This window comes from Arthrobacter sp. MMS24-T111 (assembly GCF_054888995.1).
This window is the reverse complement of sequence record NZ_JBTZRO010000001.1, coordinates 1803160-1826967: the sequence shown is the minus strand read 5'-3', so window position 1 is coordinate 1826967 and position 23808 is coordinate 1803160. Positions and strand designations below refer to the sequence as shown.

Here is a 23808-nt window from a genome sequence, read left to right as displayed (position 1 = left end):
GGGCCGTTCACGTTTGTGACGATTCAAAAAATCGACGCGCAAAATGTTATTTAGCGTTCTTCCCTGTTCGCTTTTGCGAGGTTATAGTCAGCGTATGTGAGGTGCCTCACACGCGGCTATTTTTCAAGGGAGAGAACATGGCTTCACAGTTTGATGCGTCTGCCACCGCATTTCCGAGCAGGCGGACCATCCTCAAGACAGTCGGCGTAGGAGCGGTTGGCCTGGCCGGCATCCCGTTCCTTGCCGCCTGCACCGGCGGCAGCGCACCGTCGGCAACGGGGTCGGAATCCTCCGGCCTCACTTTCGGCTCCGGAGCCTCGGACGACGTCCCCAAGCGCGCCTACCAGGCCGTGACGGATGCCTTCACAGCCAAGACCGGCAAGACGGTCACCACCAACGTGGTACCCCACAACGATTTCCAGAACAAGATCAACTCCTACCTGCAAGGCTCCCCCGACGATGCGTTCACCTGGTTCGCCGGGTACCGGATGCAGTACTACGCGGGCAAGGGACTGCTGGCACCCATCGACGATGTCTGGCAGACCGTGGGCGCCAACTTTTCCGACGCCCTGAAGAAGGCGTCCACCGGCCCCGACGGGAAGATGTATTTCGTTCCCAACTACAACTACCCGTGGGGGTTCTTCTACCGGAAGAGCCTCTGGACCGAAAAGGGCTACCAGGTACCCGCAACGTTCGATGACCTCAAGGCGCTTGCCACGAAGATGAAGGCTGACGGCCTGATTCCCATTGGCTTCGCCGACAAGGACGGCTGGCCCGCCATGGGCACCTTCGACTACATCAACATGCGACTCAACGGCTACCAGTTCCACGTGGACCTCTGCGCCCACAAGGAGTCCTGGGACCAGCAGAAAGTCAGCGCCGTCTTTGACACCTGGAAGGCCCTCCTGCCGTTCCAGGACCCTGGAGCCCTCGGGCAGACCTGGCAGGACGCCGCAAAGGCCCTGGAGGCGAAGAAGACCGGCATGTACCTGCTCGGTTCCTTCGTCACCCAGCAGTTCACCGACCCCACGGTCCTGGCCGACATCGATTTCTTCGCTTTCCCCGAAATCGCGATGGAAGGCAGGGACTCCGTCGAAGCCCCCATCGACGGACTGCTGTTGTCCAAGAAGGGCGGGGACAACAAGGCAGCCCGCGACTTCCTGGCGTTCCTCGGCACACCGGAGGCGCAGAATGCGTACGCCAAGGTGGACTCGTCAAACATCGCCACCGCCAAGGGCGCGGACACCTCATCGTTCACGCCCCTGAACAAGAAGTGTGCCGACACCATTGCGGGCGCGAAGAACATCAGCCAGTTCTTCGACCGCGATGCTCTGCCGGCCATGGCCAACAACGTGATGATTCCCGCCCTGCAGACGTTCATCAAGGACGGCACCATGGACGTCAAGAACCTTGAGGCCCAGGCCAAGACGCTGTACGCAGCGCAGTAGTTTCCGCCTACGGAACGGCGACGGCGGCGCTTGGCGTGCGCCGTCGCCGTTCCCCTCCTGCATCCGGACCAAGCAAGGGGAAGAATCCCATGAGCAGCACCGCACAAGAATTGATTCCGCCGGAGTCCAGGGACCCGGCCGGAGCGCCCTCGAAGAGGCGGCCCGGGCGCGGCCGGGTACGCCGCCTGTCCAGCCGGGACAAGCTTGTCCTGGCCCTGATGGTGGGGATTCCCACCCTGATCGAACTGATGCTGGTCTGGCTGCCCATGCTGATGTCCGTCGGGCTGAGCTTCAGCCGCTGGAATGGCCTGGACCTGGCAGATCTCCGTCCGGCCGGCACCGACAACTACCAGTTCATCACCCAGGACTACCCGCCGTTCTGGCCCGCGGTGCAGCACAACATGCTGTGGCTGCTGTTCCTGGCCCTCATCGCCACCCCGCTGGGCCTGCTGCTGGCCGTACTCCTGGACCAGAACATCCGCGGCAGCAAGATCTACCAGAGCATCTTCTTCGCCCCGGTCATGCTGTCCCTCGCCCTGATCGGCATCATCTGGCAGCTGTTCTACCAGCGTGACAACGGCCTGCTGAACTTCGTCCTGGGAACGGCGGGGACGCCGCAGGCAGTGGACTGGTTCGGTGATTCGTCCGTCAACATCTGGGCCGCCATGATCGCCGCCACCTGGCGGCATGCCGGCTACGTCATGCTGCTGTACCTGGCCGGCCTCAAGGGCGTGGACCCCAGCCTGAAGGAAGCGGCAGCCATCGACGGCGCCTCCGCCACGCAAACCTTCTTCCGCGTGGTCTTCCCGGCCATGCGGCCGATCAACATCGTCATCGTGGTCATCACCATCATCGAATCCCTCCGCGCATTCGACGTGGTGTACGTGATCAACCGCGGCACCAACGGCCTGGAAATGCTCAGCGCGCTGGTCATCCAGAACCTCGTGGGCGAAGGCCAGGTGATCGGCGTGGGCTCCGCGCTGGCCGTGGTCCTGCTGGTGATTTCCCTTGTCCCCATCGTTTTCTACCTCAGCCGCACCTTTGGCAAGGAGAACAGAGCATGAGCAATGTTGCAGCCCGGCCCCGGCCCGTTCCCGCAGGCGCAGGAACCCGGTCGGGGAGCCGCCCCAAGCGGCACTACGGGACCCACATCTTCCTGACCGTCATGGCCATCGTGTGGCTGGTCCCGCTTGGCTGGTCCGTCTTCACAGCGCTCAGGCCGGTGGCCTCCACCAACCAATACGGGTACTTCAGCCTGGCCGGCGCGTTCAACTTCGACAACTTCATCCAGGCCTGGACGCAGGGCGGGTTTTCCACCTACTTCTGGAATTCGGTGATCATCACGGTCCCGGCCGTGCTGCTGACGCTGTTCCTCGCCTCGCTTATGGCCTTCGCCGTGAGCCGGGTCAACTGGAAATTCAACATCACGCTGCTGATCATGTTCACAGCAGGCAACCTCCTTCCACCGCAGGTCCTCGCCGCGCCATTGTTCGAGATGGCCAAGCACCTTACGGTGCCCTACTCGTTCAGCGATTCCGGGAACATGCTCAACACGTACATCATCGTGATTGCCGTGGACACGGCGTTCCAGATGGGGTTCTGCACCTTCGTGCTGTCCAACTACATGAAGGCGCTGTCCGCAGACCTGACCGAAGCGGCGCTGGTGGACGGGGCGGGCATTTGGCGGCAGTACAGGGAAATTATCCTGCCGCTGTGCCGGCCGGCGTTCGCCGCCCTGGGCACGCTGGAAGTCATCTTCATCTACAACGACTACTTCTGGCCCCTGCTCTTCATCCAGAGCGGCAACCGCCTCCCCATCACCACCGCCATCAACAACCTCCAGGGCCAGTTCCTGAACAACTACAACCTCTTGGCGGCGGGTGCGGTCATCACGGTCATCCCCACCCTGATCATCTACCTGCTCCTGCAGCGGCAGTTTGTGGCGGGGCTGACTCTTGGTTCCAGCAAGGGGTAGGCAAAGATGGAACGTGAACGGGACATTTCTCCCTTAGCCGCCCGAAAGGAACTCCATGCTTCCCGCAGCACGTCACCAGGCCATCGTGGACGCCGTCCAGCGGGAGCGGGTGGTCCGTGTGTCAGACCTCGCCCACCAGCTGGGTGTCTCGCTCATGACGGTCCGGCGGGACATCGAGCTGCTGGAGGAGGGCGGCCGGGTGGAGCGGATCCACGGCGGTGCCAAGCTCCCCGGCGGTGCAACCACCCATGAGCCCGGATTTGAACTGAAGTCAACCCAGCTGCCGGCCGAGAAGCGCGCCATTGCGGCTGAGGCCGCGCGGATGGTGCATGAGGGCATGGCGGTGGGCCTCAGCGCCGGCACCACCACGTGGGCGCTGGCCCAGGAACTGGCCAAGGGGCCTCGGATCACGGTGGTGACCAACTCCGTGCGCATTGCGGACCTGTTCCACCACGGGGCCGCTTCCGGGGCTGCCCGCTACGGTTCAACCGTGATCCTGATCGGCGGCGAGCGCACGCCGTCGGACGCCCTGGTGGGGCCGATTGCCACCGCAGCACTGAAACAGCTGCATCTGGACTTGCTGTTCCTGGGCGTGCACGGCATGGATCCGGAAGCAGGATTCACCACTCCCAACCTCCTGGAGGCGGAGACCGACCGGGCCTTCGTGGCGGCGTCCCGGAAGCTGGTGGTGGTGGCGGACCACACCAAGTGGGGTACGCAGGGCATGAGCACCATCGCCGCGCTGGAGGAAGCGGACGAGGTCATCAGTGATGCCGGCCTCAGCGCGGACGCCCGCCGGATCCTGCAGGAGAGCGTCAGCCGGCTGCGGATCGCTGCGCCGGCCTAGCTCCTACGGGCAGCCGCAGGACTGGCGGATGCGCAGCGTAGTGGGGAAGATCCGGTGCCGCGGTTTCCCGCCGCGGCCGGCTTCCAGCAGCGCCCCGACGGCGGCTTCGGCCATGGCCACCACCGGCTGCTCCACGGTGGTCAGCGGCGGCCAGGAGTATTCCGAGTCCGCCGATCCGTCAAAGGACGCGATGGCGATGTCACCCGGGACGGAAAGGCCCGCCTCGTGGATGGCGCGGAGGAGTCCGATGCCCTGCATGTCGGACGTGGCAAAGATGGCGGTGGGCCGGTTCACCGATGCCAGCAGCCGCTGCCCGGCAGCATACCCGCCGGGCCTGGTGAACGCGCTGTAGGCAATGGGGCCCTCCGGCAGGCCTGCCTCCTGGAGCGCCTGGCGCCAGCCCAGCTCGCGGCCATCGGTGGAGCCGGAGACGTTGGTGCCCATCGCCAGCCCGATATTGGTGTGCCCATGGCCGATGAGGTGCTCCACCGCGATCCTGGCACCGGCTGCCAGGTCCACGCCGACGCTGTTGAAGCCGGGCGCATCGCGTTCCTGGTTCAACAGCACCGCCGGGATGTCCGCCGTCTCCAGGACTTCGAGGTCAGGTTCGAAGAGGACGCTGGCGAGCAGCACCCCGTCCACCTGCCGGGCGGCGAGGTTGCGGACGTTCCGCCGCTCCTTGGCCAGGTTCCCGTCCGAGTTGCTCAGGACCAGGGCGTAGCCAAGGGCGGCGGCCGCGTCCTCCACCGCGTGGGAGAACAACGAGAAGAAGGGGTTGGCGATATCCGGGACAATGAGCCCCAGCGTCTCGCTGGACCCCAGCTTGAGCGCCCTGGCGGCGGCATTGGGCCGGTAGCCGAGGACGCGGATGGCGTCCTGGACTTTGGCTTCGGTGGCGGGGGCCACCTTCTTGGGACCTCCGTTGACCACGTAGCTGACGACGGCGGTGCTGACGCCCGCGAACCGGGCAACATCCTTGCGCGTCACCGGCCCGCGCGGGGACGGCACAGCCGAAGTGGTCATGGAGTACATGCTAGCTACCAGGTGGCGGGCGCGTCGCCGAAGTCAGGGATGGGCAGGCGCGCGCCGTCTTGCCGTGCCGATTCGTGGGCCACGATTCCGGGTAGCGTGAACCGCGCGGCGACCCAGGCATTGACGGGCGGCAGCGAGCGGTTGTTCACCGCGGTGACGAAGTCGTCCACCAGGAAGTGGTGGCTGCCTTCATGCCCGTTGGGCGCGCCGTGGAACTCCGCGGGCAGCCGTGCTGCGTCGTGCACCGGGGCGAGTCCCGACACGAAGGCGTCCCGGAGTTCGGGGGCGACGTTGGCCAGCGACGGATCGTCCAGCGGAATGCTGGGCCGGGTTTCCATCTGCTCGGAGATGTCGTGGACGTCCTGTTTGTCCTGCCACACGGTGACCTTGGCGAGCTGTTCGAAGCTGGCCTCGGTGCCGAAGAACCGGAACCTGGATTCGCGGATGTGGGAGGGGTAGCCCACCCGGCGCATTTCGTTGGTTCGCATGGCACCGCCGTCGTTCAGTTCGAAGAGCGCGGTGGCGTTGGATAGGTCGTTGCCGAACATACTGACGTCCTTGTCGAAGACGCCGTCGTTCCGCTGGTCCGAGACCCCTATGCAGCTGACGCTGACGGCATGTGCCGGAAGGGCCCCGAGCACGCCGCCGATCGCGTGCGTGGGGTAGAGCATGGGCGGGTAGCTGGCGGTTTCCTTCCACCGCTCGCCGCCGCTGTACTGGTAGGCGTCGTAGAACCCCAGGTCCATGTCGTGGACATAATCGCCCTCGGAGTAGAAGACCCTGCCGAATTTTCCGGCAGCGTGCTGCTCGCGGGCATAGACCGTGGCGGGGTTGTAGTAGCTGGTTTCACCCATCATGTAGACGTTTCCGGTTTCCCGGACGGCGTCGATGATGCGGGCGATTTCCGCTTCCGAGACTGCCATGGGAACGGCAGAGTAGACGTGCTTGCCTGCGCGGAGCGCCCGTTCCACCAGGGGGCCGTGGGTCCAGCGCTGGGTGAAGATGGCAACGGCGTCGACGTCGGAGGCCAGCAGGGCGTCGAAGTCCGCTTCCTGCCCCGCCAGGTTGTACCGTTCGACGGCTTCGGCCGCCCGTTCCGGGCGCTCATCGGCCACGTAGACGGCGTGGACACCGGGGTGAAGGTTGAACAGGTGCGCGAACTGGGAGCCGAACTGGCCCGCGCCCACGATGCCGATCGAGAACGTCATTGTCATGCCTTTCGTCAGGGTTACCTGAGTCTTGCATCGGTTTCTACTCGAGTCAATATCCGGTAAATGGAGAAAAAGCCTTTGAAACAGGCAGAAATTAACCTCTTGCCACCCCAGCATCTACTCGTGTAGATTGTTCCGCAGCCTGTTACTTCCATCACAATCAGGAAAGGGTCGACGATGACCACCCTTACCAGGAACGCCAGCCCGGCAGAACATGCAGTGCGCCGGCCGCTGAAGCGCAGGGGACAAAGTGACCTGAAGATCGCGCTGTTCTTCATCGCTCCCGCCATGATCGGATTTCTCGTCTTTTACCTGGTGCCGACGCTTCGCGGCATCTACCTCAGCTTCACCGAATACAGCATCCTCGGGGACCCCACGTGGATTGGCACCGCCAACTACGAGGCGATCGCGAAGGATCCCCTGTTCTGGAACGCCTTGGCGGTCACCTCGCAGTACGTCCTGATCAACATCGTCCTGCAGACCGCACTGGCCCTGGGGCTGGCCCTGCTGATGCACCGGGTGGCCAAGTCAACCTGGATCCGCGGCGCACTCCTGCTGCCGTACCTGATGGCCAACGTGATCGCCGCCCTCCTGTGGTTCTGGCTGCTGGACTACCAGATCGGCATCGTCAACTACTTCATCGAATCCATCGGCCTGCCCAAGGTGGCGTTTTTCGGCAGCGAGGAATGGGCCATCCCCACCCAGGCGCTGATCAACACATGGCGGCACATGGGCTACACAGCGCTGCTGCTCTTCGCCGGCCTGCAGTCCATCCCCCACCACGTCTACGAGGTGTCCAACCTGGACGGCGCCTCCCCGTGGCAGACGTTCCGCAAAATCACGGTGCCGCTGCTGCGTCCCGTCCTGGTCCTGGTCCTGATCGTCACCGTCATCGGCTCGTTCCAGGTCTTCGACACCGTGGCCGTGACCACCCTTGGCGGCCCGGTCAACGCCAGCCGGGTGCTGCAGTTCTACATCTACCAAAAGGCCTTCACGGAATCGGATTTCGGATACGGCTCCGCCCTGGCAGTCATCCTCTTCGTCATCCTCGCCTTGGTGGCCTTCATCCAGATGAAGTTCCTCAAGGGCAACGAATCAGACCTGGACTAAGGACACTTCCATGACCACCGCAAAAGTTTCCGCCCCCGCCCGGCCCGCCGCCCGCCGTCGTCCGTTCAGCTGGCGCCGCGCCGCCGCCTGGGCCCTCGTTGCCCTCGCAGTCGCCGTATCGGTCCTCCCGTTCTACTGGATCCTGCGGACGGCGCTGTCCACCAACGGATCCCTTGCCGGCAACGCCACCAACCTGCTCCCGGCGGACTTCAACCTCGGCGCCTTCAAACGGGTCTTCGGCCTGCAGTCACCGGAAGAAGCTGTCGCCGAAGGCGGCTCCGGAGCCCAGATCGACTTCTGGAGCTACCTCCGCAACTCCGTGCTCTTCGCCTCCATCACCACCACCGGGGCCGTGTTCTTCAGCGCCATGGCCGCCTACGCGTTCGCCCGGTTGCGGTGGCGGGGACGGAACCTGGTGTTCAGCCTCTTCCTGGCCACCATGATGGTGCCGCCGATCTTCACGGCACTGCCCAACTTCCTGCTCATCAAGAACCTGGGCCTGCTCAACACCCTGGCGGGGCTGGTACTCCCCTACATCTTCATGACCCCGTTTGCCATCTTCTTCCTGCGTCAGTTCTTCCTGAACATGTCCCGCGAGGTGGAGGAAGCGGCCATGCTCGACGGCGCCAAGCACCTTCGGATCTTCTTCCAGATCATCCTGCCCAACGCCGCAGCCCCCATCGCCACGCTGGCCCTGCTCACCTTCATCGGCCAGTGGAACGAGTATTTCTGGCCGCTGCTGGTGGGCCAGGACGAATCCGTCCGCGTCCTCACGGTGGGCCTGGGCGTCTTCAAATCCCAGTCGCCGCAGGGCGCGCCGGACTGGTCCGGGCTGATGGCCGCCACCCTTGTCTCCGCCCTGCCGGTCCTGATCCTGTTCGCCGCGTTCGGCAAGAAAATCGTCAACTCCATCGGCTTCTCCGGCATCAAGTAAGTCCCCTTCCCGCGTAACCCACCCGCCCCATCCCCGGCGCCGGGCCATGGCGGCCTGCCCGGAAGCACTGTGAAAGGAACACCCATGAAAAAGAAAGCACTCACCTCCCTCGCCGCAGCGGCAGCCGCTGTCCTGGCACTGTCGGCCTGCGGAGGCGGCGGATCCGCCGAGGCCGGCAAGGGCGAAATCAACTACTGGCTGTGGGATGCCAACCAGCTCCCGGCGTACAAGCAGTGCGCCGACGACTTCCACAAGGCCAACCCGGACATCACCGTCAAGGTCACCCAGCGCGGCTGGGACGACTACTGGGGCACCCTCACCAACGGCTTCGTGGCGGGCACCGCCCCGGACGTGTTCACCGACCACCTGGGCAAGTACCCGGAATTCATCAAGAACAAGCAACTGCTCGCCCTCGATGACGCGGTCAAGAAGGACAACATCGACACCAGCATCTACAACTCAGGGCTAGCGGACCTCTGGGTGGGCCAGGACGGCAAGCGGTACGGCCTCCCCAAGGACTGGGACACCATCGCCCTGTTCTACAACACCAAGCTCGCAGCCGACGCCGGCGTCACCCCCGAACAGATGGCCAACCTGAGCTGGAACCCCCAGGACGGCGGCACGTACGAAAAGACCATCGCCCACCTGACCGTGGACAAGAACGGCAAACGCGGCGACGAAGCCGGCTTCGACAAGAACAACGTTGCCGTCTACGGGCTCGGCCTCAACGGTTCCGGCTCCGGCCAGGGCCAGACCGAGTGGAGCTACCTGACCGGAACCACCGGCTGGACGCACACGGACAAGAACCCGTGGGGCAAGCACTTCAACTACGACGACCCCAAGTTCCAGGAAAGCATCGACTGGTTCGCCGGGCTCGTGGACAAGGGCTACATGCCGAAACTTGAAACCACGGTGGGCGCCAGCATGGCGGACACCTTTGCCGCCGGCAAGTCCGTCATCAACGCCAACGGTTCGTGGATGATCGGCCAGTACACCGGCTACAAGGACGTCAAGGTGGGCATCGCCCCGACGCCCACGGGAGTCGACGGCAAGCGCGCCAGCATGTACAACGGCCTGGCGGACTCCATCTACGCCGGCACCAAGAAGCCGGACGCCGCCATCAAGTGGGTGGAATACCTGGGTTCCGCAGCCTGCCAGGACGTGGTCGCTGCCAAGGCCGTCGTCTTCCCCGCCATCAAGACCTCCGCCGACAAGGCAGTGGAAGCGTTCAAGGCCAAGGGCGTGGACGTGACCCCGTTCAGCCAGCAGGTCAAGGACGGCACCACATTCCTCTACCCGATCGCGGACAACGCCGCCAAGGTTGACGGCATCATGAAGCCGGCCATGGACGCCGTGGTGTCCGGCAAGGCCAAGGCCAGCTCCCTCACCCAGGCCAACGACCAGGTCAACGCCCTGTTCAAGTAACCCATCCAACGTGGCTGCGTATGTGGTCGCAGCCACCGGCCCGGGCGCCGCCGTCCTCCTCCTCGCGGCGGCGGCGCCCGGCCACCCCTTCCCGGATTTCCCTCCTGTGCGTAACTTAAGACGCAACGCTGAACACTGAAAGAGACCTCCTATGGATCCCCTGTATCTCCGTTCCGCCGGCACCAGCCTGCTGATCAGCTTCGACAGCGGGGAGGCCGAGGTCATCCATTGGGGCGCCGACCTGGGTTCGGAGCTTGCCGGACCTGGGCTTCCTGGCCGGACCTATCGGGCACTCTTCGGTCGACGCGCGCGTACCGTCCGGCCTCCTCCCCCAGGCGTCCTCCTCGTGGCGGGGCCGCCCCGCCCTCCGCGGCCACCGCATCACCGGCAACGGCCCCGGCTTCGACTTTTCCACCCGCCTCCGCGTCACGTCCGTCCACGCCGAGGGCCGCACCGCCACGATCGGCCAGGCCGACCTCGACGCCGGCATCAGCGTCTCCACCTCCCTGACGCTGCACGACGGCGGCCTGCTGGAACTGCGCCACACCGTCACCAATGACGGCACCACCCCGTTCCAGGTGGACGAGCTGGCAACCGTCCTCCCGGTGGCCCCCGACGCCGTCGAACTCCTGGACCTCACCGGCCGCTGGTGCCGGGAACGCCACCCGCAACGGCAGCGCATCCAGCAGGGCACCTGGGTCCGGACCGGCCGGCACGGCCGCACCGGGCACGACTCGTCACTGATCTTCGCCGCAGGCACCGAGGGCTTCGGCAACCGGCACGGCAAGGTGTGGGCGACCCACCTGGCCTGGAGCGGCAACCACGAACAGTTCGCGGACACCATCGGCGATGGCCGCACCGTGATCGGCGGCTCGGAGCTGCTGGGGCCGGCCGAGGTCATCCTCGAACCGGGCGCCGGCTACACCACACCGGCCCTTTTCGCCGCCTACTCCGGCCATGGCCTGGACGGCATCAGCGAGGCGTTCTACAGCTGGTTCCGTGCCCGGCCGCACCATGTGCTGCCCGCCGCCTCCACAGGACTGCCGGCCGGTAAACCGCGCCCGGTGGTGCTGAACACGTGGGAGGCAGTGTATTTCGACCACAACCTGGACACGCTGATCGAACTGGCTGATTCCGCGGCGGACCTTGGCGTGGAGCGCTTCGTGCTCGACGACGGCTGGTTCCGCGGGCGCCGCGACGACCACGCCGGGCTGGGCGACTGGTACGTCGACGAGACGGTGTGGCCGGACGGCCTGACCCCGCTGATCGACGCCGTCACCTCCCGTGGCATGGAATTCGGCCTCTGGGTGGAGCCGGAAATGGTCAACCTGGATTCGGACGTGGCCCGTGCGCACCCGGAATGGATCGTGGGTCCTTCCGCTTCGGCGCACAAGGACGGCGGCCGGCTGCCCCTGGAGTGGCGCAACCAGCACGTCATCGACCTGGTGAACCCGGAGGCCTGGCAATACGTGTTCGACCGGATCTCCGCGCTCCTGTCCGGCAACAACATCAGCTACTTGAAATGGGACCAGAACCGGGATCTCGTGGAACACGGCCATGCCGGCCGGGCCTCCGTCCACGAGCAGACCCTTGCCGCGTACCGGCTGTTCGATGAACTCCGCAAGGCCCATCCCGGCGTCGAAATCGAGAGTTGCTCGTCCGGCGGCGCCCGTGTGGACCTGGGCATCCTGGATCGGACCGACCGCATCTGGGCCTCGGACTGCAACGACGCGCTGGAGCGGCAGACAATCCAGCGCTGGACCGGCGTGGTGGTCCCGCCCGAGCTGGTGGGCAGCCACATCGGGCCCACCACCTCCCACACCACCGCCCGCACCCACGACCTCTCGTTCCGGGCCATTACCGCCTTGTTCGGCCACTTCGGGATGGAATGGGATGTCCGGGGCGTCCAAGGCAAGGAGCGGGAAGAGTTGCGGCGCCTGGTGGGGCTGTACAAGGAACACCGGGGCCTGGTCCACAGCGGGCTGCCTGTCCACGCGGACATCGCCGATGACGCGTTCCAGCTGTACGGCGTGGTGGCCCCCGCGCCCGTTGAAGGCACGACGGCGGCGCTGTTCGCCGTCGTGGGCATGCGCACCTCGGCATCCGAGACCCCCGGCAGGATGGGCGTTCCCGGGTTGGACGCGGAGCGCAGCTACCGGGTGGAGGCCGTCTTCCCCGCACCGGTGGACGCCGACTACGCCCACACCTTCACCCAGGTCCAGCCTCCGGCCTGGCTTTCGGGCGGCGCGGTTGCCACCGGACGGTTCCTCGCCGAAGTGGGGCTGCCCATGCCCATGTTGAACCCGGAGCACGCGTTGCTGTTCAAGGTCACGGCCCTCTAGCAGCTGCTGTGGGCCCGCTGCCCGCCGCCCCTACCAACGTAAGAATGCGCGGCGGGCAGCACCAACCGATAGATTTGCACGCATGACTGAAGCCTCCTCCACTGTCGAAGCCGGCCGCGGCACCATCCTCGTCATCAACGGCCCCAACCTGAACCTGCTGGGCACCCGGGAACCGGAGAAGTACGGCACCTCAACCCTTGCGGACGTGGAGCAGCTGGCAGCCTCCGCCGCCGCCAAGCACGGCTTCGCGGTGGAGTGTGTGCAGTCCAACCATGAGGGTGTCCTGCTGGATGCCATCCACGCGGCCCGGGGCGCCGCCGCAGGAATTGTCCTGAATGCCGGCGCCTTCACACACACGTCCGTGGCGCTCCGTGACGCCCTGGCTGCGGTGCAGCTGCCCACCGTCGAGGTGCACATCACCAACGTGCACCAGCGGGAAGAGTTCCGGCACCACTCGTACCTGTCGCCGGTATGCGCCGCGGTGATCGTGGGCGCCGGCGTGTTCGGCTACAAACTCGCCATCGACTACCTGGCCGAGGTCCTGTAGCCGGCAGCCCTGGTTCTTCACTCCCTGGCTTCCGGCAGCCCTACTTCTGGATGCACTGCCCGGAGGAGACGGGCGCGGACAGGGTGGGCGCCTGCTGGGCCACGGGGTTCAGGTCGCTCATGGTGATGGCGAATCCCACTTCTGCGTCCGAGGTTGCCTTGGCAAAGATCACGCCGGCCACCTGGCCGTCAGTGGTCAGCAGCGGGCCGCCCGAGTTCCCCGGCTGCACGTCCCCCGCCAGGCGGTAGATGTCTTCAGGCGACGGGTTGTTTCCGTAAATGTCCGGCACCAGCACGGTGGCGATGTCCTGCACCGTGGCCGGCTTGGACTGGAAGGGCCCGCCGTGGGGGTAACCGGCGAAGGCGGCCTGGCTGCCGCCGGGCAGGTCGCGGCTCAGCGGCAGGGGCTGGGACGGAAGGTTGTCCACCGCCAGGACTGCCAGGTCCCGCTTGGTGTCGAAGTAGACCACACGCCCCGGCATCGCGCCGCCGTCGGGCATCTCCACGACGGGCTGCGACACGCCCGCCACAACGTGCGCGTTGGTGACCACGCGGCCCTGGGACACCACGAACCCGGTACCGGTCTGGTTCTGGCCGCATTCGTACGCCGTGCCGGCGATCCTCAGGACCGACTGGGCTGCCCTGTTCAAGGCCGGAGTGTTGGTGCTGGCGTTGGGCACCTGGACCGGCTGGCCTTGGTCCAGGCCTTCGAACAACGTGGGTATCCCGTTGCCGATAACCGTGGACCGCAGTTCAGCCATGGTCGCCTTGACCGGGGTGGGCGTGAGCCCGTCGATGAACCGGATCACCTTGGATTCAGCCAATTGCTGCGACACGACCGGCACGCCCAGGGAGCTGACGCTGAAGGCCAACATGGACATCACCAGCGCGGACACCACCAGGTTCAGGGCCCCGCCCACCAGCCGGTCCACGGCACGCAGCGGCCGGATCCGCATGGCACCGCGGATTTGCCGGCCCACCATGGTGCCCAGCCCGTGGCCCAGGGCCATGAGGACGACGGCGGCCGCAATGATGGCGGTCAGCCTCCATCCGGAGTCCGGAACGAAGGTGCTGACCAGGGGGACGGCAAAGAACGCCGCGACGGCGCCGGCCGCGAAACCGGCCAGGCCGCCGACCGTGACCAGGAACCCATTGCGGAGGCCGTAAACCAGGTATGACAGCAGCGCCAGGATCAGGACGAGGTCCAGGACAGTCAAGCCGACCACAAAGGCTCCTTATTAAACAGTTGAACCCCCATTCTAGTGGCGGACACTGACAAACTTCTGTGGGCTTCAGCGCCCTCCCATTGACCCGGATCCGGTTGTTCACGGGCGTTTCGGCTGCCAAGTTCGTCACAGAACCTTGAAAATTCTGAAACAATGGCTCAAGCGCCACAGCCGATACTTTTACTCAGGAGATTTCATGGACATCGAGGTACTGCGCCGAGCACCCCTTTTCGCCACGCTCGACGACGACGCATTCCGTCTGCTGACGGACGAGCTCACCGAGGTGGACCTTTCCCGCGGCGCATCCGTGTTCCGCGAGGGCGACCAGGGTGACCAGCTCTACTTCATCGTCTCCGGCAAGGTGAAACTCGGCCGCACGTCCCCGGACGGCCGGGAATCCCTGCTCGCCATCCTCGGCCCGGGCGAACTCTTCGGCGAGATGGCCCTCTTCGACCCCAGCCCCCGCACCGCCACCGCCACCGCGGTCTCGGAAACCCGGCTGGCCGGGCTCAAGAATGAGAGCCTGAACACCCTGCTGCGGACCCGCCCCGAGGTTTCCGCCCAGCTGCTGCAGGCCCTGGCCCGCCGCCTGCGCCGCACCAACGACTCCCTGTCCGACCTTGTCTTCTCGGACGTTCCGGGCCGCGTGGCCAAGGCCCTGCTGGACTTGGCGGACCGCTTCGGCCGGCCGGCAACCGACGGCGTCCTGGTGGCACACGAGCTGACCCAAGAGGAACTGGCGCAGCTGGTGGGCGCGTCCCGCGAAACCGTCAACAAGGCCCTCGCCGAGTTCGTCCAGCGCGGCTGGCTCCGCCTCGAAGCCCGCGCCGTGGTCATCCTGGACATGCAGCGCCTCCGCCAGCGCTCCCGCTAGGACCTACGAAAAAGGCCGCCCCGAGGGGCGGCCTTTTCGTGCCCGGGAACGGCGCACGGTGGTTGCGACAAGCTCAACCACCAGGTTTCGACAAGACCGCCTGGCGTCAGCGTTCGCGCTGGTGGTCCCCTGCCACGGTCTTGGCGGCCTCGACCTCAAGCATCAGCTTGCCGTTTTCCTCCACCAGGACCGGCTGGTACACGTGGGGCTTGCGCTTGTAGCTCAGGTAGGCGATGCAGCCGTTGGCGGCCGCCATCTTTTCGATCATGATCTCCGAACCGGGAACCAGCAGCTCACCCAGGGGACGGCCCACGGTGTTCTCCTGGCCGGCCTCGTCGCCGAGTGCGGTGGTATTCCTTTCCTGCACCACCTGCGCCGCGTTGACCCACCTGCCCCAGACGCCCTTGCCCTCAAGCAGTGAGGGTTCCTGGCCCAGCGGGACGGTGGCGGCAAAGTACCGGGTATCGAACCGGCGGTGCGCAAAATCCGGGCTGCGCCAGTTGACCAGGGATTTGAGCAGGTCCGTGCGCAGCGAGAGGCCGCGCTTGCCCAGGACCTGGGCCAGCGTCTTCTCCTGGTCCGCGACCGCGATGCGGGCGCGCATCCATTCGGACGAGGATGTGGCTTCCACGGTGTTGGACATGTCCGGACCAGCCAGCAGGATGCCGGTCTCTTCGAAGAGTTCCCGGATGGCGCCCACCACGTGGCGCCGGGCCAGCCCGACGTCGGCCGTTCCCATCTGCTCGGCCCAATGCTGCGGCGAGGGGCCAAGCCAGCCCATGGCGTCGTCGTCGGCCGGGTCAAGGGAACCGCCGGGGAAGGCGAGGACTCCCAGCGGCGAGGAGCCGGGCCGGTAACCCAGCCAGGTCTCCAGGCCGGTGGGCGAATCACGCAGGAGGACTACGGAAGAGGCGTAGCGCGCGGCCCGGGGAGTCCGTTCGCCGTGTTCGAGCCAGCTTTGAGCCGCCCCTTCAAGGTCCTGGGGAAGTGCAAAAAGGCGTCGTGCGAGGTGAGGCAAGGGAAGTGACCGGTCCTAGCTGAATTCGGCGATCAGTTCGACTTCAACAGGAGAGTCGAGCGGAAGAACGGCAACGCCGACGGCGGAACGTGCGTGCTGCCCGGCGTCGCCAAGGACACGGCCCAGCAGCTCAGAGGCGCCGTTGATAACGGCGGGCTGGCCCGTGAACGACGGGTCCGAGGAGACGAATCCGACCACCTTGACGATGCGGGTGATGCGGTCCAGGTCGCCGATGACGCTCTTGACCGCGGCCAGGGCGTTCACGGCACACACGGCGGCATACTTCTGGGCGTCCTCCGGAGAGACCGTGGGCTCGTCGGCGAACCCTTCGGTACCGGCGGACACCTTGCCGGTAGCTTCGAGTTTGCCGTTAATGAACGGCAGCTGGCCGGAGGTGAACACGTGGTTGCCGGAGACGATGGCGGGGACGTAGGACGCCACGGGAGCGGCGACCTCCGGGAGAGTGATGCCAAGTTCCGCGAGGCGCTGCTCGACGGCGGAGGCCGGCGCCGTTGCGGCGCCGGAAGGGGCTTCTGCGGGGGTGCTCATGCTACTGCTTCTCCCTCTTGAGGTAGGCGACAAGTCCGTTGCCGTCGGGTCCGGGAACAACTTGGACAAGCTCCCAGCCGTCCTCCCCCACTGGTCCAGGATCTGCTTGGTGGCGTGAATAATGAGCGGAATCGTCGCGTACTCCCATTTGGTCATGAGAGAAAGCGTAGCCCTTGCCGGTAAAGTGGAAAACATGGCGACTCGCAACAACCCCTTATTCGACACTGCCACCACACTGGGTAAGATCCTTCTTTTCCTCGGTGTGAGCGCGATTTGCGGTGTCCTGGTGGCGGGCCTTCTGGTCCCTGCCGCTGCCGTCTCGGGCAGCGCGGCAAGCGGTTCCATCAACTTCTTCGACTCCCTCCCCGCGGAACTGAAGGTTGACCCGCCCAGCCAGACCACCCGCATCCTGGCCGCCGACGGCAGCGAGATCGCCAGCGTCTATACGGAGAACCGCACCAAGGTTCCGTTGGACCAAATTTCCCCGAACATGAAGAACGCCATCATTGCCGTGGAGGACAGCCGCTTCTACGAGCATGGCGGCGTGGACACCACCGGCATCCTTCGCGCGCTGGTCGCCACCGCCCGCGGCAACAAGCAGGGTGCATCCACCATCACGCAGCAGTACGTCAACAACGTGCTCAATGCGAATCTCGCCGCTGCCGGCGAAGAAGACCAGATCAAGCTCAACGGCGTCAACAAGGGTGTTGGCGACAAGCTCCGCGAAATGAAGCTCTCCATCGCCCTGGAAAAGGAGTTCACCAAGGACCAGATCCTTGAGGGCTACCTGAACATCGTGTTCTTCAACCGCGACGCGTACGGCATCGAGGCCGCCTCCCGGTACTTCTTCAGCACCACCGCCAAGGACCTGACCCTCCCGCAGGCGGCACTCCTGGCGGGCCTGGTGAACAGCCCGTCCATGTTCGACCCCATCACCAATCCGGAGAAGTCCAAGCAGCGCCGCGACCTGGTGCTGGGCCTGATGAAGGACCAGGGCAAGATCACCGCGGACGAATACCAGGCTGCGGTGGCCACCCCCGTTGAACCGAAGGTCACCCAGCCCAAGCAAGGATGTGCGTACGCGGCCACCGCTCCGTACTTCTGCGACTACGTCCTGCATCTGCTGGAGAACAACCCGGCCTACGGTGCGGAGGTCAAGGACCGCCAGCGGCTCATCTACGGCGGCGGCCTGACCATCACCACCACCCTGGACCCCAAAGCCCAGGCCACCGCACAGGAGCAAGCCGACGCCGCGGCCGGCGCCAACCCGGATAAATGGGGCGCGTCAATGGTCTCGGTGCAGCCCGGCACCGGCAAGATCATCTCCATGGCCCAGAACACCTCGTTCCTGGCCGGCGCGGGCGGCTTTAATTCACAGTTGAACTTCAACGTGGACAAGCTGGACAAGGACGGGAACGACCTCAACGGCGTCGGCGGGTTCCAGCCTGGTTCCACCATGAAGCCGTTCACCTTCGCGGAGTGGCTCAACGAGGGCAAGACCATGAATACCGTGGTCAATGCAGCCCAGCGTGTCTACCCGATCGGTTACCCGTGGAAGAACACTTGCGGGAAGGTCCAAGGTGCATACAGCACAGCGCAGAAGAACGCAGGCCTGGACGCTACCGATGACCTCCAGAACGCCGAGCCACAGTGGTACCGGCCGCTGACCGTCCTCGAGGGCCTTTACAACTCCATCAACACGGTGACGTTCGCGTCCGCGGCGCAACTGGACTTCTGCGGCATCCAAAAGATCGCCGATGCCGTTGGACTGCACAGCGGCCTCCCCTCGGCGGATGGCAGCGAGCCGCACCCCAAGATCAACATGATGACCCTGGGCAACCTGCTGGGATCCACCCAGACGTCGCCGCTGACCATGGCCAGCGCGTTCGCCACGTTTGCGAACGACGGCAAGTACTGCGAGCCCATTGCCATCACCTCGGTGACCGACGCCACCGGCAAGCAAGCCCGGCCCAGTCCAGCAGCTGCCGCGACGCCATCAAGCCGGAGGTTGCCCGCGGCGTGAACTATGCGCTGCAGGAAGTCATGAACAGGGGTTCGGGCGCGCTGATCCAGCCGCGTCTTTCCACCAAGACCAGCTTCCCGATCGGCGCCAAGACCGGTACGTCGAACAACAACGGCTCCACCTGGGTTGTTGGCCACACCACCGGATTGGCCACGGCTGCCTGGTTCGGTGACCCGCTGGGCGACCAGGGCCGCGCCGGCCAGAACATCACCGTCAACGGAAAGTTCTACCAGGGCATTGACGGTTACATGGTTGCCGGTCCCATGTTTTCGAACTTCATGACCAAGATCGCGCCGGGCTACGGCACCAACCCGTTCCCGGCACCGCCGAGCAACATGGTCAACGGAACTACTACCAATTCGGCACCCGCCCAGAGCAGCCCGCAGGCCAGCCAGGCCCCTGCAGCCCCTGCAACCCAGGCACCCGCCACCCAGGCGCCCGCCCCGGCCCCGAGCAACAACGGGAACGGCAATGGCAAGGGCAACGGCTAAGTACGCATGAGCATCGACAGCCTGGCAAGCCGCGCCCGTTCAATCGGGCGCGGCTTTGCCGTTGCCGCAGGTGCAGGAACTGCAGCCGGGATGGCGGCCTTCGGCTATGGCTTGTGGGAGAAGAACCAGTTTGTCCTCCGCGAGGAAACCCTGGCCATCCTCCCTCCCGGCCGCAACCCGTTCCGCGTCCTGCACTTGAGCGACATCCACTTCGTGCCCGGGCAACACCAGAAGGCCCGGTGGCTCGGCTCATTGGCAGACCTGCAGCCCGACCTGGTGGTCAACACGGGCGACAACCTCAGCCACGTGATGGCCGTGGACCCGCTCCTGGCTGCGCTCCGGCCGCTGCTGCAATTTCCCGGGGTCTTCGTTCCGGGCTCCAACGACTACTTCGCTCCCACATTCAAGAACCCTGCGTCCTACCTGTTGGGCCCCTCCAAGGCCGTGCCCAAGCCCACCGCCCTGGATTGGCCCCGCCTTCGTTCCGGGTTCGGCATGGGCGGCTGGGTGGACCTGACCAACCGCCACCAGTCGCTGATCTTGAACGGCATGCGCTTCGACTTCTCCGGTGTTGACGATCCGCACCTTAACCGCGAGCGGTACGCCGGCTGGCCGCGCGGCACGGTCAACCAGGACGCCAACGACCACCTCAAGGTCGCGGTCATCCACGCCCCGTACCAGCGGGTCCTGGACCACTTCACGGAAAGCGGCGCGGACCTCCTGCTCGCCGGCCATACGCATGGCGGCCAAATTTGCATCCCCGGGTACGGTGCCGTCGTTGCCAACTGCGACCTCCCCACGTGGCGCGCAAAGGGCCTCCACGACTGGACCAGCAAGGGGCGCACGACGCCGGTCAACGTCTCCGGCGGCATCGGCACCTCACGCTTCGCCCCGGTAAGGATCGCCTGCAAGCCGGAGGCAGTCCTGCTCACGTTGACCTCCCGCGGCTGACCCTCCCATTACGGACTGCAATAACTGGGCAAGCCGGGCGCCCTGGCGGCAACCCCCTGTGAATCGTCTCACTCCATGGCATAGGGTAGTTGCCAGAGGAAACTACATTCGTTTTAGAGCTTGAGAAGCGGGCATGGCCAAGCAGACTCCATTTTTCAGATCAATCAGCCGTCTCTATCCGCACGTCCGCCCCATCATCCCCCGGCTTGTGCTGGGGCTTCTCTGTGCGCTGGCGGCAAGTATCGTTGCCCTGACCATCCCCCAGGTGCTGCGCGTCCTGGTCAACACGGCGCTGCAGCCGGGGGCTGGCGCGGACGGGGTGTGGATTTCCGCCGGCGTCATCCTGGTGCTGGGCGTCGCCGAGGCCGGCCTGGTGGCGCTCCGCCGGCAGTTCGTCATCAACCCCGCCACCACGGTGGAAACCCGAATGCGGGTCTCGCTCTACGACCACCTGCAGGAACTGACCGTCTCCTTCCACGACCGCTGGGGTTCCGGCCAGCTGCTTTCCAGGTCCATGACGGACCTGAACTTCCTGCGCCGGTGGATGGCCTTCGGCGCCATCATGCTGGTGGTCACCACCCTCACCGTGATAATCGGGATCGTGGCCATGTTCGCCATGAGCTGGCAGCTGGCCCTGATCTTCCTCGCCGCCGCCGTTCCCATCACCATCAACAGCTTCCGGTTCCGCACCCGGTTCAGCAAGGTGGCCCGGCGCAGCCAGGACCAGGCCGGGGACCTCGCCACCACGGTGGAGGAATCGGTCCACGGCATCCGGGTGCTCAAGGCGTTTGGCCGCAGCCGGGAAGCCTTGGAGAACTTCAACGAACAAGCCGAGGAACTGCGCCAGACCGAAATCGAGAAGGCCCTCCACCAGGCCACCTTCACCATGGTGGTCACCCTGCTCCCCGAACTCGCCCTCGGAACCGGCCTGGTGGTGGGCGTCATGCTGTGTGCCGGCGGCCAGCTGAGCATCGGCTCCCTGGTGGCGTTCTTCGCAACGGCCGCCGTCATCGCCTCGCCTGTGGAATTCTCCGGCATGCTGCTGGCCATGGCACTCACGGCCAAGACCGCCGTCGACCGCCACTACGAGGTGATGGATACGCAGAACACCATCACCAGCCCCGCCGAGCCGCGCCGCCCGGACGAACTCGCGGGCGCACTGCGCTTCGACAACGCAACGTTCGCCTTCGAGGACGCCCCGGACAAACCGATCCTTAAGGACATCAACCTCGAGGTGCGGCCCGGCGAAACCATGGCCCTGGTGGGCGTCACCGGGAGCGGCAAGAGCGCGCTCATCCAGCTGGTCCCCCGCCTCTACGACGTCACCGCCGGTTCCATCAGCATCGATGGCGTGGACATCCGCGACTTCGACGTCGAGGAACTGCGCAGGATCGTCGGAGTGGCCTTCGAAGACACCACGCTGTTCTCCAATTCCGTCCGGGACAACGTCCTCCTCGGCGCGCCGGTGCGGACCGAGGAGATCCTGGAGGAGGCCCTGGACGTGGCCCAGGCGCACTTCTCCTACTCCCTGCCGCAGGGCGTGGACACACTGATCGGCGAGGAAGGGCTCAGCCTGTCCGGCGGCCAGCGCCAGCGCATTGCCCTGGCACGCGCCATCGCCGCCCGTCCACGCGTCCTGGTCCTGGACGATCCCCTCTCTGCCCTGGACGTCCACACCGAGGAACTCGTGGAGGCCCGCCTCCGCGAGGTGCTCAAGGACACCACCACCCTGATCGTGGCGCACCGGCCGTCCACAGTGGCCCTGGCCGACAGGGTGGCGCTGCTGGAGGACGGCCGCATCACCGCCGTCGGCACGCATACGGACCTGCTGGCCGGCAACCAGCACTACCGTTACGTCATCGCCAGCCTTGAGCGTGAACCGCGCGACCTGGACTCCGAACTGTCCGCCCTTGAGGACCAGGCAGAGGAAGTGACCCGATGAGCACGGCAACGTTCGGCACCGCCAACGAGGACAACGCCCACCTCAGCAAGAGTGACAGCAAGGCTGTCCGGCGACGGTCGATTGCCTTGCTGGCGTCCCTGATCCGGCCGGTGCGGGTGCGGTTCTGGCTGACCATCGCCATGGTGGTCCTTTCCCAGGCAGCCCGCGTGGCCGGCCCGGCACTGATTGCCTTCGGCATCGACCACGCCCTCCCGGCCCTCCGGTCAGGTGACAACCTCCCGCTGGTGTTCACCGGCGTCGCCTACCTCCTGGCGGCCATCGCGACGGCGGGGCTCACCGCCCTGTACGTCACCTCCACGGCACGGCTCAGCCAGGCCATGCTGCTGGACCTGCGCGTCCGGGTCTTCCGGCACACACAGCGGCTCAGCCTGGAATTCCATGAAAGGTACACATCCGGCCGGATCATTGCCCGCCAGACGTCGGACCTGGAGGCGTTGCGCGAACTCCTCGATTCCGGCGTCAGCTCGCTGGCCTCCGGGATGCTCTTCATGGCGTTCACCGCCGCCACGATCTTTGCCCTGGACTGGCGAAGCGGCCTGCTGGTACTGGCCGCCGGCGTGCCCATGTTCTTCCTGGCCCGCTGGTACCAGAAGCATTCCCAAATCGCCTTCCGGGAATCACGGGTGGTTTCCGCCCGGCTGATCGTGCATTTCGTCGAAACCATGACCGGAATCCGCGCGGTCAAGGCCTTCCGCAAGGAAAAGGGAAACTCCGAAACCTACGGCAACCTTGCCGAGGACTACCGCCTGGTCACGGTCCGGTCCATCAACCTCAACGGGATCTTCCAGCCCGGGCTGGTGCTGATCGGCAACGTCTGCGTGGCAGTGGTGCTGCTCTTCGGGGGCTTCCGGGTGCTGGGCGGCGACCTGGCCGTAGGCGTCCTCCTGGCCCTCATCCTCTCCACCAAGCGGTTTTTCCAGCCCGTGGACCAGATGGCCATGTTCTACAACTCGTTCCAGAGCGCGCAGGCAGCCCTCGAAAAGGTGTCCGGGCTCCTCGAGGAAGTACCCACCGTCCGGCCGCCGAAGAACCCGGTCCCGCTTCCCGCAGCCACCGGGCGCATCGACTTCAAGGACGTCGAGTTCCGCTACGGCGACGGACCCGTGGTGGTTCCCCTCCTTAACCTGCATATCCCGGCTGGGCAGACAGTCGCCCTGGTGGGACAGACCGGCGCCGGCAAGTCCACCCTGGCCAAACTCATCGCCCGGTTCTACGACGTCACCTCGGGACACCTGACCCTGGACGGCGTGGACCTCCGCGACCTTGCCACCACCGACCTCCGCCGGAACATCGTCATGGTCACCCAGGAAGCCTTCCTGTTCAGCGGTTCGGTGGCGGACAACATCGCACTGGGCCGGCCGGAAGCATCACGTGCCGAGATCGAGGAAGCCGCCAAGGCCGTTGGGGCGCACGACTTCATCCTGGAACTCCCCGGGGGCTACGACACCGACGTCAACAAGCGCGGCGGCAGGGTCTCCTCCGGGCAGCGGCAGTTGATCAGCTTCGCCAGGGCCTTCCTGGCGCGGCCGGCAGTACTGATCCTGGACGAGGCCACCTCCTCCTTGGACATCCCCTCTGAACGGCTTGTGCAGGCCGGGCTGGCCCGCCTGCTCGCCGGGACGGAGGCGGCGCGCAGGACGGCACTGATCATCGCGCACCGGCTGTCAACCGTCGAGACAGCTGACAGGGTACTGGTGGTGCACGACGGCCGGATCGTGGAGGACGGCACTCCGGAAGAACTGATCGGCGGCGGCGGCCGCTTCGCGGACCTGCACGGGGCCTGGAAGGATTCCTTGGTCTAAGCCGCCGCCCAGGCTCCCGGCGGCCGGATTTCGCATCGGGC

The 23808-nt window shown here is 65.7% G+C and carries 17 protein-coding genes and 3 pseudogenes; 14 read left to right on the top strand and 6 right to left on the bottom strand.

Annotated elements, in window-relative coordinates; translation table 11 throughout:
* The first annotated feature begins 137 nt into the window (after positions 1–137).
* The 4 genes from ACX5I6_RS08535 (at position 138) to ACX5I6_RS08520 (ending at position 4270) form a co-directional block, all read left to right on the top strand.
* Positions 138–1448, top strand: a complete 1311-nt coding sequence (locus ACX5I6_RS08535; protein WP_018761846.1) for an ABC transporter substrate-binding protein — start codon at positions 138–140, stop codon at positions 1446–1448.
* An 89-nt stretch (positions 1449–1537) separates the two neighbouring features.
* Positions 1538–2512 (top strand): carbohydrate ABC transporter permease, encoded by a 975-nt coding sequence (locus tag ACX5I6_RS08530; protein ID WP_018761847.1) that lies wholly within the window; start codon positions 1538–1540, stop codon positions 2510–2512.
* Positions 2509–3423, top strand: a complete 915-nt coding sequence (locus ACX5I6_RS08525; protein WP_018761848.1) for a carbohydrate ABC transporter permease — start codon at positions 2509–2511, stop codon at positions 3421–3423. The genes ACX5I6_RS08530 and ACX5I6_RS08525 overlap by 4 nt, the downstream gene beginning before the upstream one ends.
* 55 nt (positions 3424–3478) lie before the next feature.
* Positions 3479–4270 carry a DeoR/GlpR family DNA-binding transcription regulator gene (locus ACX5I6_RS08520; protein WP_018761849.1) on the top strand — a complete coding sequence of 264 codons (792 nt, stop codon included), beginning with the start codon at positions 3479–3481 and terminating at the stop codon, positions 4268–4270.
* 3 nt (positions 4271–4273) lie between these two features.
* Here ACX5I6_RS08520 and ACX5I6_RS08515 read toward each other — a convergent pair whose 3' ends face one another.
* Both ACX5I6_RS08515 and ACX5I6_RS08510 read right to left on the bottom strand, forming a co-directional pair.
* A complete protein-coding gene (locus ACX5I6_RS08515; RefSeq protein WP_018761850.1) occupies positions 4274–5302 on the bottom strand; it encodes a LacI family DNA-binding transcriptional regulator in 1029 nt (342 codons plus the stop codon).
* 5 nt (positions 5303–5307) lie between these two features.
* Positions 5308–6510 carry a Gfo/Idh/MocA family protein gene (locus ACX5I6_RS08510; protein ID WP_018761851.1) on the bottom strand — a complete coding sequence of 401 codons (1203 nt, stop codon included), beginning with the start codon at positions 6508–6510 and terminating at the stop codon, positions 5308–5310.
* 180 nt (positions 6511–6690) lie between these two features.
* On the opposite strand from ACX5I6_RS08510, the gene ACX5I6_RS08505 reads away from it, so the two are divergent.
* The 5 genes and pseudogenes from ACX5I6_RS08505 (at position 6691) to aroQ (ending at position 12871) form a co-directional block, all read left to right on the top strand.
* Positions 6691–7623 (top strand): carbohydrate ABC transporter permease, encoded by a 933-nt coding sequence (locus ACX5I6_RS08505; protein ID WP_461840170.1) that lies wholly within the window; start codon positions 6691–6693, stop codon positions 7621–7623.
* Positions 7624–7633: 10 nt separating this feature from the next.
* The gene (locus tag ACX5I6_RS08500) at positions 7634–8557 is read left to right on the top strand and encodes a carbohydrate ABC transporter permease (protein WP_018761853.1); all 924 of its coding nucleotides are present in this window, start codon (positions 7634–7636) and stop codon (positions 8555–8557) included.
* A gap of 84 nt (positions 8558–8641) precedes the next feature.
* A complete protein-coding gene (locus ACX5I6_RS08495; RefSeq protein ID WP_461840169.1) occupies positions 8642–9982 on the top strand; it encodes an ABC transporter substrate-binding protein in 1341 nt (446 codons plus the stop codon).
* Positions 9983–10133: 151 nt separating this feature from the next.
* Positions 10134–12324, top strand: a pseudogene (locus ACX5I6_RS08490) (alpha-galactosidase).
* An 82-nt stretch (positions 12325–12406) separates the two neighbouring features.
* Positions 12407–12871 carry a type II 3-dehydroquinate dehydratase gene (gene aroQ, locus ACX5I6_RS08485; RefSeq protein WP_461840168.1) on the top strand — a complete coding sequence of 155 codons (465 nt, stop codon included), beginning with the start codon at positions 12407–12409 and terminating at the stop codon, positions 12869–12871.
* A 40-nt stretch (positions 12872–12911) separates the two neighbouring features.
* On the opposite strand, the gene ACX5I6_RS08480 is transcribed toward aroQ, so the two are convergent.
* On the bottom strand, positions 12912–14096 hold the full coding sequence (locus ACX5I6_RS08480; RefSeq protein ID WP_018761857.1) for a MarP family serine protease: 1185 nt from the start codon (positions 14094–14096) through the stop codon (positions 12912–12914).
* A gap of 196 nt (positions 14097–14292) precedes the next feature.
* Here ACX5I6_RS08480 and ACX5I6_RS08475 point away from each other — a divergent pair, with 196 nt between their 5' ends.
* A complete protein-coding gene (locus ACX5I6_RS08475; RefSeq protein ID WP_013602309.1) occupies positions 14293–14970 on the top strand; it encodes a Crp/Fnr family transcriptional regulator in 678 nt (225 codons plus the stop codon).
* A 106-nt stretch (positions 14971–15076) separates the two neighbouring features.
* Here ACX5I6_RS08475 and ACX5I6_RS08470 read toward each other — a convergent pair whose 3' ends face one another.
* The 3 genes and pseudogenes from ACX5I6_RS08470 to ACX5I6_RS08460 all read right to left on the bottom strand — a co-directional run bounded on the left by ACX5I6_RS08470 (position 15077) and on the right by ACX5I6_RS08460 (position 16693).
* Positions 15077–15988 carry an NUDIX hydrolase gene (locus ACX5I6_RS08470; RefSeq protein ID WP_461840167.1) on the bottom strand — a complete coding sequence of 304 codons (912 nt, stop codon included), beginning with the start codon at positions 15986–15988 and terminating at the stop codon, positions 15077–15079.
* Positions 15989–16003: 15 nt separating this feature from the next.
* The gene (locus ACX5I6_RS08465) at positions 16004–16537 is read right to left on the bottom strand and encodes a RidA family protein (RefSeq protein ID WP_461840166.1); all 534 of its coding nucleotides are present in this window, start codon (positions 16535–16537) and stop codon (positions 16004–16006) included.
* Position 16538: 1 nt separating this feature from the next.
* Positions 16539–16693, bottom strand: a pseudogene (locus ACX5I6_RS08460) (DUF4177 domain-containing protein).
* Between the two features lie 37 nt (positions 16694–16730).
* On the opposite strand from ACX5I6_RS08460, the pseudogene ACX5I6_RS08455 reads away from it, so the two are divergent.
* From ACX5I6_RS08455 to ACX5I6_RS08440, 4 genes and pseudogenes are all read left to right on the top strand, one after another.
* A pseudogene (locus tag ACX5I6_RS08455) lies at positions 16731–19051 on the top strand (transglycosylase domain-containing protein).
* 6 nt (positions 19052–19057) lie between these two features.
* A complete protein-coding gene (locus tag ACX5I6_RS08450; RefSeq protein WP_461840165.1) occupies positions 19058–20002 on the top strand; it encodes a metallophosphoesterase in 945 nt (314 codons plus the stop codon).
* A 133-nt stretch (positions 20003–20135) separates the two neighbouring features.
* Positions 20136–21944 carry an ABC transporter ATP-binding protein gene (locus ACX5I6_RS08445; RefSeq protein ID WP_461840164.1) on the top strand — a complete coding sequence of 603 codons (1809 nt, stop codon included), beginning with the start codon at positions 20136–20138 and terminating at the stop codon, positions 21942–21944.
* Positions 21941–23767 carry an ABC transporter ATP-binding protein gene (locus tag ACX5I6_RS08440; RefSeq protein ID WP_461840163.1) on the top strand — a complete coding sequence of 609 codons (1827 nt, stop codon included), beginning with the start codon at positions 21941–21943 and terminating at the stop codon, positions 23765–23767. The genes ACX5I6_RS08445 and ACX5I6_RS08440 overlap by 4 nt, the downstream gene beginning before the upstream one ends.
* Positions 23768–23808: the final 41 nt, after the last annotated feature.

Bases quoted from the DNA above. Each gene is read 5' to 3' on its own strand.
- ACX5I6_RS08535 (WP_018761846.1), top strand. From the start codon at position 138: ATGGCTTCACAGTTTGATGCGTCTGCCACCGCATTTCCGAGCAGGCGG.
- ACX5I6_RS08530 (WP_018761847.1), top strand. From the start codon at position 1,538: ATGAGCAGCACCGCACAAGAATTGATTCCGCCGGAGTCCAGGGACCCG.
- ACX5I6_RS08525 (WP_018761848.1), top strand. From the start codon at position 2,509: ATGAGCAATGTTGCAGCCCGGCCCCGGCCCGTTCCCGCAGGCGCAGGA.
- ACX5I6_RS08520 (WP_018761849.1), top strand. From the start codon at position 3,479: ATGCTTCCCGCAGCACGTCACCAGGCCATCGTGGACGCCGTCCAGCGG.
- ACX5I6_RS08515 (WP_018761850.1), bottom strand. From the start codon at position 5,302: ATGTACTCCATGACCACTTCGGCTGTGCCGTCCCCGCGCGGGCCGGTG.
- ACX5I6_RS08510 (WP_018761851.1), bottom strand. From the start codon at position 6,510: ATGACGTTCTCGATCGGCATCGTGGGCGCGGGCCAGTTCGGCTCCCAG.
- ACX5I6_RS08505 (WP_461840170.1), top strand. From the start codon at position 6,691: ATGACCACCCTTACCAGGAACGCCAGCCCGGCAGAACATGCAGTGCGC.
- ACX5I6_RS08500 (WP_018761853.1), top strand. From the start codon at position 7,634: ATGACCACCGCAAAAGTTTCCGCCCCCGCCCGGCCCGCCGCCCGCCGT.
- ACX5I6_RS08495 (WP_461840169.1), top strand. From the start codon at position 8,642: ATGAAAAAGAAAGCACTCACCTCCCTCGCCGCAGCGGCAGCCGCTGTC.
- aroQ (WP_461840168.1), top strand. From the start codon at position 12,407: ATGACTGAAGCCTCCTCCACTGTCGAAGCCGGCCGCGGCACCATCCTC.
- ACX5I6_RS08475 (WP_013602309.1), top strand. From the start codon at position 14,293: ATGGACATCGAGGTACTGCGCCGAGCACCCCTTTTCGCCACGCTCGAC.
- ACX5I6_RS08465 (WP_461840166.1), bottom strand. From the start codon at position 16,537: ATGAGCACCCCCGCAGAAGCCCCTTCCGGCGCCGCAACGGCGCCGGCC.
- ACX5I6_RS08450 (WP_461840165.1), top strand. From the start codon at position 19,058: ATGAGCATCGACAGCCTGGCAAGCCGCGCCCGTTCAATCGGGCGCGGC.
- ACX5I6_RS08445 (WP_461840164.1), top strand. From the start codon at position 20,136: ATGGCCAAGCAGACTCCATTTTTCAGATCAATCAGCCGTCTCTATCCG.
- ACX5I6_RS08440 (WP_461840163.1), top strand. From the start codon at position 21,941: ATGAGCACGGCAACGTTCGGCACCGCCAACGAGGACAACGCCCACCTC.